The 18,683-nt window shown below is 47.3% G+C and carries 13 protein-coding genes; 7 read left to right on the top strand and 6 right to left on the bottom strand.

Annotated features, from left to right (window positions below; all coding sequences use genetic code 11):
• The first annotated feature begins 6 nt into the window (after nt 1-6).
• The gene (gene leuC / locus ICL80_RS00785; RefSeq protein ID WP_194214245.1) at nt 7-1,443 is read left to right on the top strand and encodes a 3-isopropylmalate dehydratase large subunit; all 1,437 of its coding nucleotides are present in this window, start codon (nt 7-9) and stop codon (nt 1,441-1,443) included.
• Nucleotides 1,444-2,052, top strand: coding sequence for a 3-isopropylmalate dehydratase small subunit (leuD, locus tag ICL80_RS00780; protein WP_194214244.1), 609 nt, complete (start codon nt 1,444-1,446; stop codon nt 2,050-2,052).
• A 5-nt stretch (nt 2,053-2,057) separates the two neighbouring features.
• Here leuD and ICL80_RS00775 read toward each other — a convergent pair whose 3' ends face one another.
• The gene (locus ICL80_RS00775) at nt 2,058-2,939 is read right to left on the bottom strand and encodes an alpha/beta fold hydrolase (protein ID WP_194214243.1); all 882 of its coding nucleotides are present in this window, start codon (nt 2,937-2,939) and stop codon (nt 2,058-2,060) included.
• A gap of 114 nt (nt 2,940-3,053) precedes the next feature.
• Between ICL80_RS00775 and ICL80_RS00770 the strand changes: the two genes are divergently transcribed.
• The 5 genes from ICL80_RS00770 to ICL80_RS00750 all read left to right on the top strand — a co-directional run bounded on the left by ICL80_RS00770 (nt 3,054) and on the right by ICL80_RS00750 (nt 9,827).
• The gene (locus ICL80_RS00770) at nt 3,054-3,962 is read left to right on the top strand and encodes a LysR substrate-binding domain-containing protein (protein ID WP_194214242.1); all 909 of its coding nucleotides are present in this window, start codon (nt 3,054-3,056) and stop codon (nt 3,960-3,962) included.
• A gap of 204 nt (nt 3,963-4,166) precedes the next feature.
• Complete coding sequence (locus ICL80_RS00765) at nt 4,167-5,795, top strand: carboxylesterase/lipase family protein (protein WP_194214241.1); 1,629 nt, start codon at nt 4,167-4,169, stop codon at nt 5,793-5,795.
• A 112-nt stretch (nt 5,796-5,907) separates the two neighbouring features.
• Nucleotides 5,908-7,221, top strand: a complete 1,314-nt coding sequence (locus tag ICL80_RS00760) for a M20/M25/M40 family metallo-hydrolase (protein ID WP_228073710.1) — start codon at nt 5,908-5,910, stop codon at nt 7,219-7,221.
• A 59-nt stretch (nt 7,222-7,280) separates the two neighbouring features.
• Nucleotides 7,281-8,831, top strand: a complete 1,551-nt coding sequence (locus tag ICL80_RS00755; RefSeq protein ID WP_194214240.1) for an SLC13 family permease — start codon at nt 7,281-7,283, stop codon at nt 8,829-8,831.
• Nucleotides 8,832-8,903: 72 nt separating this feature from the next.
• Nucleotides 8,904-9,827 (top strand): LysR substrate-binding domain-containing protein, encoded by a 924-nt coding sequence (locus tag ICL80_RS00750; RefSeq protein WP_228073708.1) that lies wholly within the window; start codon nt 8,904-8,906, stop codon nt 9,825-9,827.
• 98 nt (nt 9,828-9,925) lie between these two features.
• On the opposite strand, the gene ICL80_RS00745 is transcribed toward ICL80_RS00750, so the two are convergent.
• The 5 genes from ICL80_RS00745 to ICL80_RS00725 are packed head-to-tail and all read right to left on the bottom strand — an operon-like array spanning nt 9,926 to nt 18,638.
• Nucleotides 9,926-11,149 (bottom strand): metal-dependent hydrolase family protein, encoded by a 1,224-nt coding sequence (locus tag ICL80_RS00745; protein WP_194214239.1) that lies wholly within the window; start codon nt 11,147-11,149, stop codon nt 9,926-9,928.
• The gene (locus tag ICL80_RS00740) at nt 11,136-12,827 is read right to left on the bottom strand and encodes a hydantoinase B/oxoprolinase family protein (RefSeq protein ID WP_228073707.1); all 1,692 of its coding nucleotides are present in this window, start codon (nt 12,825-12,827) and stop codon (nt 11,136-11,138) included. The genes ICL80_RS00745 and ICL80_RS00740 overlap by 14 nt, the downstream gene beginning before the upstream one ends.
• Complete coding sequence (locus tag ICL80_RS00735; RefSeq protein WP_194214238.1) at nt 12,824-14,908, bottom strand: hydantoinase/oxoprolinase family protein; 2,085 nt, start codon at nt 14,906-14,908, stop codon at nt 12,824-12,826. Before ICL80_RS00735 ends, ICL80_RS00740 begins: the two co-directional genes overlap by 4 nt.
• A 32-nt stretch (nt 14,909-14,940) precedes the next feature.
• Nucleotides 14,941-16,617, bottom strand: coding sequence for a hydantoinase B/oxoprolinase family protein (locus tag ICL80_RS00730; protein WP_194214237.1), 1,677 nt, complete (start codon nt 16,615-16,617; stop codon nt 14,941-14,943).
• On the bottom strand, nt 16,614-18,638 hold the full coding sequence (locus ICL80_RS00725) for a hydantoinase/oxoprolinase family protein (protein ID WP_194214236.1): 2,025 nt from the start codon (nt 18,636-18,638) through the stop codon (nt 16,614-16,616). The genes ICL80_RS00730 and ICL80_RS00725 overlap by 4 nt, the downstream gene beginning before the upstream one ends.
• Nucleotides 18,639-18,683 lie beyond the last annotated feature (45 nt).

Here is an 18,683-nt window from a genome sequence, read left to right as displayed (position 1 = left end):
ATGATAATGAATTTGAACACGCAGCAACGCCCCCGCACCCTGTATGATAAACATATCGATGCACATACCGTGAGTACACTTGATGATAACGGTCATGTGCTCCTGTATATTGACCGTCAAGTGCTCAATGAATATACCAGTCCCCAAGCTTTTAGTGGCATAAGGGATGCAAAACGCCGTGTGCGGCGCCCAGAAACTGCACTGGCGGTGGTTGATCATGTAAACTCAACCGAGGTTCAGCGTAAAGCTGTGCAACCAGATGAAGGCGGTGCATTACAGGTCAGTTATTTTAAAGAAAACTGCGATGCGTTTGGCATAGAACTCTTTGATATTCTTGATGCCCGTCAGGGAATCGAGCATGTGGTTGCGCCTGAGCAGGGCTTCATCCTGCCAGGCATGGTGGTCGCGGCTGGTGATAGCCATACAACGACATACGGCGCTTTAGGCGCTTTTGGTTTCGGTATTGGAACCTCCCAAATTGAACATCTGCTTGTAACCCAAACCCTTGTTTATAAGCGGCTTAAAACCATGCGCGTTATACTGACAGGCGCTGTTGGGCTTGGTATTACCTCAAAAGATATCATCATGGCTGTTATTGAGCAGATTGGGGCTTCTGGGGCAACTGGCTATGCCATTGAGTTCACTGGGCCTGTTATTGATGCCCTAAGTGTGGAAGCCCGGATGACTATTTGCAATATGGCGGTGGAAGCAGGTGCGCGGGGTGCCTTTATGGCACCTGACGATAAAGTGTTTAAGTATCTTAAAGATAAACCACGTGCTCCGAAAGGTAAGTTGTGGGAGCAGGCCGTGGCGAAATGGCGACACCTTCGGTCTGATGATCGTGCAGTTTTTGACAAAGAAGTTATATTGGATATCGATCATATCCAGCCGATGGTGACATGGGGCACGAGCCCTGATCAGGCGGTTACAATTGGTAGCCGAATTCCTGACCCTGAAACAGAACCAGACCTTTCCAAACGTAAAGGCCTTGAACGAGCACTGGATTATATGGGGCTTGAGGCTGGAAAACCTATAGAAGATATTAGCATTACGCATGCTTTTATCGGGTCTTGCACAAATGCCCGCATTGAGGACCTGCGCGAAGTGGCCTGTGTGGTAAAGGGTCGCAAAATTGCCCCTGGTGTCAGGGGCATGATCGTGCCAGGGTCTTCTCTGGTCCGGGCGCAGGCAGACGCGGAAGGCTTGTCGAAAATTTTTATCGAAGCAGGCTTTGAATGGCGGCAGTCTGGTTGTTCTATGTGTCTTGCTATGAATGATGATATTCTTGCGCCGGGTGACCGCTGCGCATCAAGTACGAATAGAAACTTTGAGGGTCGTCAAGGGGCTGGCGTACGCACGCACCTTATGAGCCCGGCGATGGTTGCTGTGGCGGCCATAAAGGGGCACCTCTTTGATGTACGTAACTTGGGTAAGGAAGTGTAAATGGAAGCATTTCGTGTAATTTCGGGTATCGCTGCCCCTATGCTTGCAGCAAATATAGATACCGATGTGATCATGCCTAAACAGTTCCTGATGGGTATTGATAGGTCTGGTCTTGATCAGGGTGTTTTCTTTGATCAGCGCTTCCTTACGTCTGGCACACCCAACCCAGAATTTGTATTAAACCGCCCGGCATGGCAGGGCGCTAAATTTTTGGTTGTTGGTCCAAACTTTGGTTGTGGCTCAAGCCGTGAACACGCTGTTTGGGGGTTGAAGCAGTTGGGTATCAGGGCGCTGATTGGAACAAGTTTCGCGGGTATCTTTTATGATAACTGCCAACGTAATGGCTTGTTGCTTATTGAATTAGACAATGAACAAATACAGATAATAGAAGCTTTCTCGCAAAAAGGCTCTGGTGAAGAAATCAGCATTGACTTACCCAATCAAAAAATCCTGCTCCCAGAGCAGGTTAGCCTGAGTTTTAACATTGACCCAATACGCAAAAATGCCCTGCTTGAAGGCTTAGACGCCATTGGTAGCACATTGAAAATGGTAAGCTCTATTAATACATTTGAAGAGGGCTATTTAAGAGATAACCCATGGCTTGGTTAATGCCGCTATATTCCCTTTAAAAAAGGCATGGTCTGCGACAGTAATATATCTGGTACTTCTTCAGGGATGTAATGCCCTGATGGTAAGGTGCTGCCCCTTACATCGTCAGCAATTTTTTGCCATTCAGCTAAGGGGTTAAAGCACTGCGCGACAGTACCTTCTTTGCCCCATAAAACCATTAACGGGCAGTTCACTTTATGGCCTTTTTCAAGATCTTGTCGGTCATGCTCAAGGTCAATGCCTGCACTGGCTCTGTAGTCTTCGCAGATACCTGTTGCAGCACCCGGTAAACTGATACAGCGGAGGTATTCGCTAAAGACTGCATCTGTGAAGGGTGACATGCCTGCACTCCGTGTGCCCATCACACTGCGGAGATACCCTTCAGGGTTTGCTTCAATTAATGTTTCAGGGAGTGGTGCGGGGCGTATTAGGAAAAACCAGTGCCAGTAAGCTCGTGCAAATGCCTGATTTGTTTGCTCATACATGGCAAGCGTTGGAGCAATATCAAGCAGAACCATACGTTGGACAACCGCAGGATGGTCAAGCGCGAGCCTGTGTGCCACACGTGCGCCGCGGTCGTGTGCCAGTATTGAAAACTGTTCAAAACCCAGTTTACCCATAAGCTCTATCTGATCTTGAGCCATCGTGCGTTTTGAATAGGCTGTACTATCGCTCGTGATCGCAGGCTTTTCACTATCGCCGTATCCACGCAGGTCTGCGGCGACAACTGTGAAATGTTGAGCAAGCTCATCAGCAATTTTATGCCAGATCATATGTGTTTGCGGGTGACCATGTAAAAGCAAAAGCGCCGGGCCATTGCCGCCAATACGGTAATGAATATTAACATTATTAACGCGGCAGTTTTTGCTTTTGAAATGAGTAAACATAAGTTTTGCACCGAGTTTTGATAAATGCCAGAGCATGAGAGCTTGTTACCATTGGCTGCTATGCTATACTTTCCTTATTGTATAATAAATAACCCAAATGTGGCTCATTAAATTATGAAACGTGAACAATTGCCGCAACCGGAAGACCTGAGAGTTTTTCTGACCGTTTTGCGTAAACAGAGCTTTGTTGCGGCGGCGGCAGAACTTGGACAATCGCCTGCTTATGTAAGCAAGCGTATTAAAATACTTGAAGACACTCTCAAGGCCAAATTATTACATCGTTCTACCCGTCAGGTTACTTTGACCGAAGACGGCGAAAAAATCCAGCATTGGGCCTCTCAGGTTTTGGGTGATTTAAGCGATATGGCGGGGGAGCTCTCTCAAACACGAACGTCACCAAAAGGGCTACTGCGGGTTTGTAGCACATTTGGGTTTGGCCGTATTCATATTGCCCCGGCGCTTTCCTTGCTTTCAAGGCAGTATCCACAGATGGAGTTTCATCTTGAATTATTTGATAGGCCGGTAGACATTATTAGAGATGAATTTGATCTGGAAATCAGGGTAGGGGATGATTTGCCAGATCAGTATATCTCAACCAAGCTTCTTGATAACCGGCGTATTCTTTGTGCTGCACCTCGTTATTTGCAGCGGAAAGGAATACCAGAGTCTTTAGATGACTTGAGAAACCATGACTGCCTTGTCATCAAAGAGCGCAGCAACCCTTTTGGCATTTGGCATATGCAATGTGATGGCAAGCCACAGACGATTAGGGTGGATGGCCCCATGTCATCCAACTTTGGTGAAATTGTTGCTCAGTGGGCACTTGATGGGCATGGCATAATGTTACGGTCCACATGGGAAGTGCAAAAGCACCTAAAAGAGGGTGAGCTGGTTCAGGTGTTACCAAATTGCTTTCAAATGGCATCTATTTGGGGGGTTTACCCTATGCGAAGGTCACATTCAGCAAAGCTAAAAGTGTGCTTGGATTTTCTGGAACAACATTTCAGGGAAATTATGATTTAACGAGGTTTCAGCTTCTTCCTTTATTTACGAAATGTGCATAATATAATCACAAATGGGTCATTGCTACACATATGGGCCTCTGTAATACTTAGAGTAAGCTAAGCAATAGTACATCCTGATTATGGTTGATTAATGGATCGCCTCGCCTGATATGCAGGGGTTTTTGTACTAATGTGCGGCGTGCTTCTGGAGGGAGGAACCCATATGAAAATTACCAGCCTAAGTTCTACACGAGCGCAACTTTATGCTGCCCTGATCGCGTGCATTTTAGGTTTAACGCTATCAAATACGGCGGTAAAGGCAGATACAAGTTACGTGCAAGCTAAAACCGCACAAGGGATTGTAAAAGGGGAACACCTGAAAAGTGGCATTAATGCTTTTCGTGGTATCCGTTATGCGGCACCTCCTGTTGGCGCACTCAGATTCAAGGCACCAGAAGCACCAGAAGCTTGGGCAGGAACATATAATGCACTGGAGTTTCCACCAGCATGCCCACAAACTTTGACAGAAGATGATACGGAAATTAAGTATGACCCTATATCTGAAGACTGCTTGGGACTTAATATCTGGACACCGGGCGTAGACCATAAAAAGCGCCCTGTCATGGTTTGGATTCATGGTGGCGGCTTTGTTGTTGGGGCAACATCAAGCAATTGGTACAATGGACAGCATCTGGCTAATCGCGGTGATGTGGTTGTTGTTAGTATCAATTACCGCATGGGGGCATGGGGTTTTCTGGCTTTGGGGCTTCTGGGTGATGAGCGGTATGCAGAAAGTGCCAATGTAGCGCTGCTTGATCAGATTGCATCCCTCAAGTGGGTAAAAGACAATATCGAAAACTTTGGCGGTGACCCTAATAATGTAACGATTTTTGGTGAATCTGCTGGTGCTGCAAGTGTAGGTGATTTACTTGCAATGCCTCAGAGCGCAGACCTATTCCATAAGGCTATTCTGCAAAGTGGTGGGCCACTGCGTGATGCAGGCAGGACAGAACGCGCAATTAAGCTGACTAAGCGGTTCATGGAACTTGCTGGTGCGAAAACAGCGGATGATCTTCAGGCGCTTTCTATGGAAGATTTGCTGCATGTTCAGGAAAAGCTCTTTTCTGAAGGTGGGGACCTCGGTGTTTTTGGGCATATTGTTGATGGTGTTGTTCTCAAAGAAGCGCCTCACCGTACAATTGCGGCGGGCAAGGGGCACCGTGTGCCGGTGCTGATAGGTACAACGTTTGAAGAAATGCGGTATTTTGCCACTGCTGAAGACTTGGGTATTACCCGTAAGCCAAAAGAACTCCTCTTGAAGCAAATGACAGATATTGCTGGGGATAAGGCCCAGTATATTATTGATGCTTACCGCGCTGAATATCCAGAGTGGGGTGATACTGTTATTCAGATTGCATCTGATGTTGCTCTGCGTTTACCGGCAATTGATCTTGCGGCGGATATGTACAAAATGCAGCCTGTTTACATGTATCTTTTTACATACAGGTCTAATTCTACGCACAAAAGCTATGGTGGGTCCCATGCCATGGAAATCCCGTTTGTATTTGGCGTGATAAATGAACCTAATGTGCAGGTTTTCACGGGGGATGATCCGCGTCGTGCTGAAATTGCTAACAACACCATGGATATATGGGCCTCTTTTGCAAGAAATGGCGATCCAGATACACCTGCGACACCTGACTGGGCCACATATGACACAGAACAGAGGCAAACGATGGAAATTGGCCCGGAGATACGCCTTGTTTCAGATCCTATGTCTGCACAGCGCCGGGCATGGGGGGAAACCCGCGCCTCTGTTGAGCAGTCCTGGAGCTTGATGGGTAATGACTAAAATGTGAGTAACACCTGCAGGCGTAGGTGTTATCCTTTAGTGTGTGTACTGTGTATCATTTGTGCATACTACACCATTAAGCTTTTTGGTGCGCAGTAATGAGGAGGCGGTTATGTATCGTATATATGTGGTTTTTCTTATCTTTTCTGTGTTTATGACAGGCGGGAATGTATATGGTCAGGAACCTTTAACTGCAACAGAAGCTCAAATTACGGCATGGATTGATGCTCATAATGATGAAAGCATTAACCTGCTTGAAGCATCAGTTAATATTAACAGTGGTTCCCTAAATATCTCGGGCGTAAAAGCGGTCGCGGATCAGTTGGAAAAAGAGCTTTCTGCTATTGGCCTTGATACAGAGTGGATTCAACTTCCTGCTGATATGAAACGGGCAGGGCACCTGTTTGCTCGCACAAACGGCACCCGCGGTAAAAAGATAGTATTGATTGGTCATCTGGATACGGTTTTCGAGCCTGATGATGCTTTTCAACACTTTGAACGTAACGGCAACTGGGCCACAGGGCCGGGTATTACTGATATGAAGTCGGGTAATATTATCATCCTTCAGGCCTTGAAGGCCCTGCATGCTGTAGGTGCTTTGAAAGATACGCGGATTGTTGTTGCGTTTAGCGGTGATGAAGAATCCCCTGGCACCCCTGTATCTGTAACTCGAAAAGCGCTGATCGATGCAGGCAAGTGGGCAGATGTTGCTCTGGGTTTTGAGCATGCTATGCGTGATGAAAAAGGTGAATGGGCTACAGTATCACGGCGGGGCTATACGGGCTGGTGTCTGGAGGTTGATGGAAAACAGGGTCATTCATCGCAGATTTTTACTGAAGAAGCTGGTGCGGGTGCCATTTTTGAGACTGCTAGAATCCTGAATGATTTTTACGAAACTGTTCGCGGCGATGCGTATCTTACCTTTAATGCAGGTACCATTGCAGGGGGAACCGAGGTCACTGCTGGCTGTGATGTAGCTGCGGGTAATTTTTACGGCAAACCAAATGTTATTCCAGGGCGCGCCGTTGTGCGCGGTGAAATGCGTACCGTATCGGAAGAGCAGACTATACGTACAAAAGCAGCGATGCAGGCTATTGTGCAACAGCATCTGCCAGTCACAAACGCAACAATAACATTTGATGATGGCTATCCTGCAATGGCTCCAACGGAGAGAAATCTTCATCTTTATGAGAGGCTGTCAGAGATAAATCAGTCTTTGGGGCGCGGCCCAATGCATATTCTTGACCCCTTAAGGCGGGGTGCAGCTGACATCTCATTCGTAGCACCCTATGCAGACTCTTTGGCTGGTATGGGTGGGTACGGCGAAGGGGCACACTCTCCTAAGGAAAGCTTTGATCTATCCTCCCTGCCGGTCGCTACAAAGCGAGCTGCCTTAATGATTTACCAGTTAAGCCGGGCTAATTAAAATAACGAACACTGAGTTTTGCCGCATGTAGGCTGATTGTATCAGGAATAGGTGTTTCTTTGACAAGTATTATATTTAAAAGACAAATGGGTGTTCTGCTTAGTGGTTTGGTCATTTTCTTTATCCTGTTACTAATGCCGCAGCCGGAGGGGATGACAGCCTCGGGGCAAAGCCTTTTGGCGGTGGTGGTTCTAATGGCTATTTGGTGGATGGGCGGTGGTGCTTCCATTACAACAACCGCCTTGTTACCGCTTATTTTATTTCCTGCGCTTGGCATTATGTCCAGTAGCGAGGTGGCGCCCAACTATACAAATCATCTTGTGTTTCTATTTTTGGGTGGCTTTATGATTGCGCTCGCCATGGAGAAATGGAATTTCCATAAGCGCATTGCCATCTGGTGTATTTCTGTTATTGGCACTGACCCACAGCGGATTGTTCTGGGTTTTATGGTGGCTTCTGCCTTTCTTTCCATGTGGATTTCAAACACTGCCACAACAATGATGATGTTGCCGGTTGCGATGGCTGTAGTAAAACAAATAGCTAGTGAAGCCTCGCTGAAGGGTGAGCGCAGTAAAACCACTGAGCAGATAATTCAGCAAAGTTTTGGGCTGGTGATGATGTTGGGCCTCGCTTACTCTGCAAGTATTGGCGGTGTTGGCACCCTTATTGGTACGCCGGCAAATATTGTCTTTGTTGGGTTTTATAAAGGCCTATATCCTGACCGTGCTAATATTTCCTTCTTTGAGTGGATGGTTATGGCTGTTCCACTTGTCTGCGTTTTTCTACCTATAGTATGGCTTTATTTGTGTAAGTTTGTCTCACCTGTCCCCATGAAAAATATTCAGTTTGGCAGTTCAGGGTCGGACATCATCAAAGGCGAATTGGAAGCTTTGGGAAAAATGTCACGCCCGGAAAAAATAATCGGGTTTATCTTCCTTTCTACGGCACTGCTTTGGGTATTTAGAGAGCCTATTGATATTGGTTTTTGGGTGGTGCCCGGGTGGTCGGGCTTATTTCCTGAAGCAAAACTCATACATGATGCAACCGTTGCTATGGCGATGGGGCTTTTGTTGATGCTTATTCCAGTAAACTTTGGCAAAGGCACGGAGCTTGAAGGAAGCCGTGAGTTTTTTATCCTTGACTGGGAAACAGTTCAAAGCAGGGTGCCGTGGGGAATATTGTTATTGTTTGGGGGTGGGTTTGCTTTGGCGGCAGGGTTTGGCAAAACCGGGCTTGATCAGTGGATTGGTTTGCAATTAACAGGTGTGTCTGTTTTGCCCCTTATAGGTGCTATTTTTGTTGTTTGTATCGTTGTTACATTTATGACTGAGCTAACATCCAATACGGCCACCCTGGCAATGATACTTCCTATCATTGGTGCTGTAGCTGTGGCGGGTGGATATGAACCTCTTATGCTGATGATACCTGCCACCTTGTCAGCCTCGTTTGCTTTCATGCTGCCGGTTGCTACACCTCCGAATGCCATTGTATATGGCAGTGGCTGGGTGAGCATTGCTGGTATGTCGCGTGCGGGTTTCGCCCTAAATTTAATCGGCGCAGTGCTGATCACGTTACTAGTATTGCTGGTTGTAGAAAGGAACATGCTATAACAAGCTTTGCTTATGTAAGTTGTCATACGCATATGGGTAGCATTCACGAATAGTTGCAACGGGGGTATTGGGGTGGCACCGCATAGAAAAATATCTTTGGAGGATTTACGCTTTTTTGTAACAGTCGCATGCGCAGAAACGCTTGCTGCTGCTGCTAGATCCCAAGATGTTACCCCGTCAGCAGTGACACAGCGTTTGCGTCAGCTTGAAGGGCGACTGCATTTACGATTGATTGACCGCACGACACGGGGGCTTAGACTTACAGATGAGGGCCAGCTTTTACTAGACCGTGCCCGCAATGTCCTTGAAGATCTTGATGATATTACCGAAACTTTAAGTGCGCGCCGAGGTGTTGTTGGCGGGCATTTGCGTATCATCGCCCCGCTTGGTTTTGGGCGGCGGTATGTTGCTCCTCTGGCGGCGGTGTTTCGTCGGGAAAACCCGGATGTGAAATTAACCCTTGTCCTGACAGAACGCCCGGCACTTGCGATGGAAGATACATGGGACATTGCTATTCATATTGGGGAACTACGAGATTCCTCGCGCATTTTGCATGCCCTTGCTCCAAACGAGCGGTTTTTATGTGCTGCGCCTGCTTATTTGCAGCAGCACGGTGAACCTAGCTCACCCGATCAGTTAGTGGATCACCATTTTATTGCGCTGCGCCAGAATGATGAAGATGTTACCTTAATGCAGTTTGAAGATGCACGCGGTAACCCTTTCAATATTCGTATGACATCCATGATGTCCAGTAATGACGGTGAATCAAGCCGGCTTTGGGCGGAAGAAGGACACGGTATTATACTGCGTTCTGAATGGGATGTTGCTGAAGACCTGAAGGCTGGGCGTTTATTGCGGCTTTTGCCTGACTACCATTTACCTTCAGCCCACATTGTTGCTCTTCTAAGCACCAGAAGTGAAAAAACGGCGCGTGTCAGTGAGTTTCTTCGGCTCATGAAAATGGCTTTAACACCGGTTCCGTGGCGGTTGCCATAAAGGTAACCTAAAGCAGCATTTCTGACTTAAAATTGTTACTGCCTATCGTCTTGCTGATAAGCAGGCCGCACTAGTATATCGTTATTGTGAGCATTAGGTTACCCAACCAACTGGCCTGCTTTATATATTCCTTCGATAGATGTACCGTTTGCAAGAGACTCTAAGCCGTCAAGAGGATTGCTGTTTAGAATAAGGAAGTCAGCGAACGCACCTTCGGCAATAACTCCTATACGCCCGGACATATGAACCAGCTCGGCATTAACACTAGTCGCAGAATGGAGCACTTCAAAAGGCGTTTCAATCTGGCTGCGTAGTATTAATTCCTGCCGCTGGTACTGATGCAGTTCTCCCAGAAGGTCTGTCCCAAAGCCAAGTTTAACACCAGCTTGCCTGCAAAGGCGTATAGCTTCTAATCCCTTACCGGCTACATCACCTAGTTTTTCAAGTAATGTCGCAGGTGCACCCGCCTCAGCGCCAAACTGGCTCATAGCATCATAGGTAACAAGTGTGGGTACTACAAAAGCACCTTTAGAACTGACATATTCTGCAACTTCCTGAGTAATTAAGTTACCGTGCTCGATTGAGCGAATACCTGCACGCACTGATCGTTCAATTGCTTCGGGTGTATAGGCGTGGGCAACCACATACGCGCCGCGCCTTGTGGCTTCGTCAACAATCGCTTCTAGTTCCTCATCAGAATATTGCAGCGACCATACCGGGTCACTTGGAGAAGAAATACCGCCTGAAACAAACACTTTGATATGGCTAGCGCCGCGCCGCAGTTCTTCCCGGGCTGCTTTGCGAACATTATCAACACCGTCAACAACCTTTGACAGGCGGCTTGACTGTCCGCATGCACAAGGTTCCATAGAGGGTTGGCGTGTATCACCGTGGCCCCCTGTTTGGCTTAAGGCATGGCCCGCATATATAAGGCGTGGGCCTTCAAAAAGGCCTTCTTCCAAGCTTTTCCATAAACCATAATCGGCACCGCCCACATCTCGCACGGTCGTAAAGCCGCGTTTGAGTGCAGCCGTCAATAAGTTGCTGCCTTTTAATGCATGATATGTATCAGGCATTTGCTCCAGTTTGCTGAAGTCCAGATCAGAAGCATAGGCATGAAAGTGTGCGTCAATTAAACCCGGAATTATAAACTTACCAGTTAAGTCTATGCTTTGTGTATGGTCTCCGCTTATTTCATTTTCTGTTACCGTGCGAAATTTGCCGTCTTCTATCTCTATAGTAGAGGGTGTTGATATCCGGTTGTGCTCACCGTCAAAAATTTGAACATTTTTAAGATATAGCGTGTTGTTATTGCAGCTCATTTTTTACCCCGTATATTTCAAAGGCACGTTCTTTGGTGATATAGCCATTTTTAATATCTTCCAAGACCTTTGCGACCGGTCGGTCTTTTGGGGCACCGTACCCACCACCATTTGCCGTGGCAACTTTAACAACATCGTCTTTTTTCAAAGGTATGGCTGTACAACTGCTGTATTGCTGTTCACTACCATCTTTGCGGAGAATGGAAACATAATTTGTGCTGCCTTCCAAGCCGCCATTCAGTCCCCATGGCCCATTCTTTGACCGAACATACGCCATGGTTATCCACCAATCATCATGCAGAATGCGGTAATGAAGGTTTATCCCTTTACCGCCAATAAACTCACCTTCGCCGCCCGGTTCTTCATTCAGGGATAATTTGTCAATCATGATACCATTGCGCTGCTCTGCTATTTCAACGGGCACATTAAAAGTATCTCCGTGATACCCGGTGTAGAGCGCATTAAGGCCGTCTCTATCATAACAGGCACCCCAGCCACCAATTTGGGGTTCAACAATACTATGATTCTTACCAGTTTCAGGGTGTGGGCCGCCCATGAACGTACCGCAGATGGAGGCATAGTGTCCGGCGGGCAGAAATTCGGGTAAAATAGGTGCCAGAGCTTTCCACATCAGGTCAAACAACATGATGCTTGTTTCATAATAAACGCTCATTGCAGCTGGATATTGGGCTGCGAACATGCTGTCGTCGTCCACTAGCAGTTTAAGCGGCCTGAAGGTACCTGCATTTGCAACAGACTGCGATCCGGCAATGGACTTATAGATCATCTGCACACCGACAAAGGTCGCGTCAAAGGATGCATTGAACGCATCTTTACTCTGTGGCGGATTACCGCGAAGGTCTACTAAAAACTCGGTATCTGAAATGGAAATTGATACACAAATGGGGGTCCCGCCATCGGTAATATCAGCTGCTTTAAAAGTACCTTTTGGAAGAGCCTTCAAGGCCTTAAGGGACATTGCTTCGCCAGTCGCTATATAATCTGTTATTGCGAACATGACAGCGTTAAAGCCATATTTTTCAACCAGTGATAAGAGCCTGCGTTCGCCTGCGCGCATGGAAGCTATTCCAGCCCAAAAGTCCCCTATCGTGATATCTGGCATGCGACTGTTCATTGCTAAAATGTCTAGAACCGACTGGTTGGTTTTACCGCTTTCAATGACTTTAATACAAGGAAGTTGCAGACCCTCTTGATAAACATCCACGGCATCTGCACTAATGCTGCCAGGGAATGAGCCGCCAATATCAACCCAGTGTGCTTTATTGGCAAGCCACGCTATTAATTGCCCCTCTACAAATACAGGTAAGACCAACACTACATCATTCAGATGACTAACACCGCCGTGATGGGGGATATTGGTCATGAAAATATCGCCAGGAAACACATGTGTGGCGGGGTCAAATTTTTTGATGACAGAACGGACACCGGGTTCCAGCATGCCTATAAAGCCGGGTATGCCAGACCCTGAGCTGGCCAGATTTCCTGCCGCATCCATCATGGCAACACCAAAGTCCAAAACCTCATAAATGATTGAGCTCATAGCCGTTTTTCGCATTGTTGCGAACATTTCATCTGTAATTGCGGTCAGGGAACTTTGAATTATTTCAGTTGTTATTGGGTCCATAATACCGGCCTTTGCCGTTGTTTGGCGTGTCATCGCGGACTCCTCTTCACTGTAATATGAAGGTTGCCGTACTCATCAACCCGAACGTGCTGGTCACGAAGAATAACAACAGTACTGCCTGATTCTTCAACAATAGCTGGTCCTATAAATAGGGTATTGGGTGCCAACTTTTCTCGTTGATAAATAGCTGTTTCCATAATGCCGTCTTCATCGAAGTCAACTTTCCGTATCTCCTTTATGGCATCTTCAGGTGATCCAAAATCAGACGGGTCAAGTTTACCAAGAGCGGGCCGTTCTACTGTGGCAAAAGCAGTAACTTTGAAGCTAACCAGTTCAATACTATTATCGAGCACATATGTGTATTTACGCTCATAAGAGGCGTTAAATTCCCTGACTATAAGATCCAAGGTTTGCACATCTACAGGGCCGACAGGCACATCTATTTGGACCGTATGTTCTTGCCCTTCATAGCGCAGTTCAAGCAGTTGATCATAATATACATCGGCTTCTTCAATACCTTCAGCCATATAAGCTTCGAGAGCTTCGGCCCGTATTCTTTTAAATGTTGCGGATATTTTCTCTGCATTCGATGCAATAAGAGGCATGGGTAATGTTTGTGAATAGTCCCGGCGCAAATCAGACAACAGCATGCCCCATGCAGAAAAAACAGCAGCATGAGCTGGAATAACAACCTGTGGAATATTAAGCTCTCTTGCGAGAGACGCAGCATGCATGGCACCACCACCGCCAAACGCAACCATTGTAAAGTCACGCGGGTCATAGCCCCGGTTGATGGAAACAAGTTTCAGCGCATTGCACATATTGTTATTGGCAATTCTAATGACACCTCTTGCCGCATCAATCGCGGGGATGCCAAGCTTTTCACCAAGGACTTCAAAAGCGCTTTTAACAGCGGCAACGTCGGCTTTAATTTCACCACCAATAAAATAATTGGGGTTAATTCGGCCTAGCATAATATTGGCGTCAGTTGTGGTTGGTTCTGTACCGCCTTTCCCGTAGGCAACAGGGCCGGGCAATGCGCCAGCACTTTGGGGCCCCACATGCATTTTGTTAAATTCATCAACCCAACCAATGGAACCGCCGCCATTGCCAATTTCTACGATATCTACCACCGGTGTCATGATTGGATAGCCCGCAGAGCGCGCATCCTTTTCAATCATATACTGGTTTGTAAGGCTGACTTTACCATTATCAATGAGCGAGCATTTGGCCGTAGTACCGCCAATATCAAAGGCAATAATATTGTCTATCCCCAAAAGTTTACCGAGCGCGGCAGCCCCTAGAACACCGCTTGCCGGGCCTGATTCAACAATGGAAATAGGTGTTTCTTTTGCGGCTGTTACCGTGTCAATGCCGCCGTTAGATTGCATCACATAGAAAGACCCCTTAAAGCCACCTTCCTTAAGAGATGTTTCCATTTCAGTGAGGTATGCTGAGGCGACCGGCTTTACATAAGCGCATAAAGCCGTTGTGTTGGTGCGCTCATATTCCCGCCATTCCCGTGAAATTTGGTGTGATGCAACCAGTGTCATACCGGGTGAAATACGCTGAATCTCACGGCATATTATTTGCTCATGTTCTGGGTTTGCATATGAATGCAATAAACAAACGGCAATTGCCTGCACACCTTCTGCTGCAAAGCTTTTTAAAATGGGTGCCAGTTCCTCTGTATTTAACGGCGTAAGGACTTCGCCTTTGTGCGATAGCCTCTCTGTAATCTCGTGCCTTAAATGCCGCGGGATAAATACTTCAGGTTTCTGATATTTAAGATTGAAAAAATCAGGCCTGTTCCCTCGGCCTATTTCAAGAATATCCTTAAAACCCCGTGTAGTAATGAGCCCGGTTTTTACGCCTTTACGCTCGGTAAGGGCATTAATGACAACAGTAGAACCGTGCGCAAAGAAGGATAGCTCGTCTTTTCCAACACCGGCAAGTTTTAGGCTGTTCATCACACCTGTCTGAAACTGCCCCGGTGTTGTGTGGGCCTTGACAGCCTTAACGCCTGTTATGGCACCGGATTTTTCGTCAACTTCACAATAAACCAGATCTGTGAAGGTGCCTCCTATGTCACTTGCGGCTCTAATGTTTGACATCTCAGATTACCTTTAGATTACTCAGGACTTGCTCAAGAGAGTGCTTTATTATAGCGCGTGTGCGCCTCTTTTTCCGTGATGTAGGCATTTTTCAGGTCACGGGTTATATGTGCCGCATCTCTTTTGCTTGCATCACCGTACCCGCCCCCGCCACCTGTCTGTGTTAAAATTACCGTGCCAGCCTTAAGGGGCATGGCGTTGGTTTTTAGAACAGAAACAACGGTGTTATCTGGGTGCGTTATTGTAACCTCAGGTGCTTTCCCGGGCATGCCGCCGTCCAAGCCCCAAGCGGTTGTGTGGGAACGTTCAAACCACAATGACAGGCTGGTGTCGCTTGTTACATGATATTCGCGGTAGCTACCATTGCCGCCGCGGTACATGCCTGCTCCGCCGCTGTCGCTGCGAATACCGTATTTCATAATGCGAACAGGGTACCTATGCTCATAAACTTCGATAGGATAATCCTTGAAACTGCCGTTCACATTGTTGATCAGGCAGTCTTGACCGTCCCCTTCTGACCATGCACCCCAACCCCCGGTGCTGGCTTCAATAGAAACATACAATTCGTCATTTTTTTCAGGATTATAACCGCTTAGGATAATAACCATTGAATCGCCGTAGTGCGCTGCGGCTGCTGCTTTTGGCATTACAGGTGACATGGCTTTCACGAATAAATCGATCAGCAGGCCAAGCGATGAAAAGTACCATGAACAGGCCGCTGGTTCTTGTGCATTAAAAATAGACTTTTCGGGCGCAATAACTTTAAGGGAGGAAAAAGTACCACCATCAACCGGTCTTTCAGGATTAATCAACAGTTTAAAGGCAACACGTGCCGCTGAAATGGTTTGGGTTTCACCGCAGTTGACAGCACCGCGTGCTTGCTTGGCAGACCCGGTTAAATCTATGGTGACTTTGTCCCCTTTAACATCAACTTTCATTTTTACCGGGATGGGTTCATTTGACAGGCCATCATTATCAAGGGCACCTTCAGCTGTGTAGGTCCCGTCTGGTATAGCGCTAATAGTTTGGCGTTCCATTTCGGCGGATTGCCGGAAAATATCGTCCCGAGCAGCTAGAACAGTTTCTCTGGTGAAGCGATCCAAAAGGGTGTTAAACCGCATTTCCCCTGTTTTTCCTGCCGCGATTTGTGCGTGCAGGTCACCAAGAAGGGCGTCACCAAAACGGCTATTGAGTTTTAGGAAAGTGAGAATTTCCTGACAGGGTTCGCCGTTCTTGTAAACCTTGGTTGGGGCCCAGCGCATTCCCTCCTGATAAATTTCATGAGAATCTGCAGATTGACCGGCATCCTTTGCCCCCACATCAAGCCAGTGCGCCCGCGACGTAGCAAAGCCAACCCGTTTGCCTTTCCAAAAAATAGGCATAATAACGGTAACATCATTAAGGTGCGTGCCCGCGATATAAGAGTCATTTAAAAATATGACATCGCCTTCGCCGAAGTAATCCCAGCCGCGCATGTCAGCAACGATTTGCACACACAGGGAAAGGTTACCAAGAAATAGGGGTAAACCAAGGGATTGCCCCAGAACCTCACCCGTTTCATCAAGCAGTGCAACAGCGCAGTCTTTGCCCTCGTATATCACAGGCGTATAAGCGCTTCTGATCAAGGCCGCATTCATATCTTCGGCGATAGAATTAAAGGCGTTTCGGATAATTTCAGTTGTGATTGGATTAGTGTGTGGATTGCTCATGATATGGTTTCCGCCTGAATAATTATGTTGCCGCTTGGGTCAAGTTCAAAACCGTAGCCTGGTGGTATGATCGTTGTGGCGCTTGCCTCCTCGATCACAGCAGGGCTTGAATATGATTGGCCTTGGGACATGAAGTCACGTTTCAGGATGGGTGCCTGATATGTTGTGCCATTGAATATAATGTCTCTCTGGCCGACAACAGGGTCAGTGCCTGTATCGGTTGGAGCAGAGTAGGGCAAAGACTTTGGAAGGTGCCCAAGTGCGGCCACTCGAAGGGTAATGATCTCGACGGGGGATCCATGCAAGGCATGCCCGTAGCGCGTCTGGTAAAGACCGTGGAACGTTGTAATGGTCTCATCCAGATCAAGACTATCAGAGACAGGTACACTGATAGTATATTCCTGCCCTACATAGCGCAGGTCGATAGAAAAGCTAAATGTCATATCTTCCGCGAGGACATTTTCCTCGACTAAAATAGCAGTGCCTTTTGTGCGCATATCTTCAAACAAACCAGCAATGACAGATTTGTCGACATCGTCTGAAAGGGCGTAGTGTGTTATGCTTAGATCATGCCGGATATCACTTTGCAGCATACCCCAAGCAGAGAATGTACCCGGGAAGCGAGGTATTATAATACGCTCAATATCCAGCTCGCGGGCAAGCTCCACCGCATGCATTGGCCCTGCACCACCAAACGCTACAAGGGTAAATTCTCTAGGGTCGATACCGCGCCCAATAGTGATAGTGCGCATGGCATCAGCCATTTTTGCATTGCCGATAGCAATCATGCCTTCTGCCAGTTCTATGTCGGTTAAACCGATTTTACCTGCGAGTTCCGCAAAGGCTTTTGCTGTGTTCGGCAGGTCAAGTGACATTGCGCCGTTCAGAAGTGATTCTACGCCCAGCCTGCCCAAAAACAGGTTGGCGTCTGTAATAGTAGGCTGAGTGCCACCCCTGCCGTAGCATACAGGCCCCGGAACAGACCCGGCGCTTTGTGGGCCAACGCGCAGCCCGCCACTTTCTATCCATGCAAGGGAGCCTCCGCCAGCGCCTACGGTTTCAATATTTATAATGGACATTAAAAGGGGCAACCCTTGCAGGACTGTCTCGTTTGAAAGTTCTGGTTGTCCGTCAACAACAAGGCTGAGGTCAAAAGAGGTGCCGCCCATATCAACACAGAGTAAATTCTTTAAGCCTGTCGCTTTAGAAAGTTCAACACCGCCGATGCTACCGCCAACAGGACCAGATAAAAGCGTTGTGATAGGGTGGCGGCTTGCATGCAGGTCTGTCATGACTCCGCCGTTCGAGCTCATCACATGGACAGTTTCATCCATGCCAACTTTAACAAGTTCCCGCTTTAGCGTGGAAAGGTAAAGTTCTACTACTGGGGCAACATAGGCATCCATCACGGTGGAGGATGCACGCTCTACCTCCCGCCATTCGGGTGCAACCCGGTGCGATAAAGATATGGAAACACCTGGTAAAGCTGCGGCGAGAACTTCTCCCACCTGTTTTTCATGGTCAGGGTTTGTGTAGGCATGCAATAGGCAAACTGCGACGGCAGGAATATTTTCTGCTTTTACTTTTTCTATTATGGGCTTGAGGGAAGTTTCATCAAGAGGTGTAATGACGTCACCGTTCCAGTTTAAGCGCTCTACCACCTCATGTACGTCAGATCGTGGCACTAGTTGCTCTGGTTTGCGGTAATGTAATTTATAAAGTGTGTCACGGTGCCCACGAGCGATAGTGTATGTATCGCTAACACCAGATGTCATGAGAAGTAGGACACGAGCGCCTCGTCGCTCTAAAAAGGCATTCAGGCCAACCGTTGTGCCGTGCACAAAGAAATCAATATCTTTTGCATTACCAACAAGGTCCTCGACGCCGCTTAAAACGCCGCGTGCCGGGTTATCTGGTGTTGTAGGCACTTTACCAATTTTTATGTCGCCTGTGGTTTTGTCTTCAATAACAAAATCGGTAAAGGTTCCGCCGATATCTGCTGAGATACGATATTTTCCCATAATTAAAACTCACGTTCCATTTTGAATATCAATAGGTATCCTGAT

It is taken from the genome of Kordiimonas pumila (genome assembly GCF_015240255.1).
Classification (GTDB): Bacteria; Pseudomonadota; Alphaproteobacteria; order Sphingomonadales; family Kordiimonadaceae; genus Kordiimonas; species Kordiimonas pumila.
The sequence above is the reverse complement of the archived record's forward strand: the minus strand, read 5'-3'. Positions and strand labels throughout refer to the sequence as shown.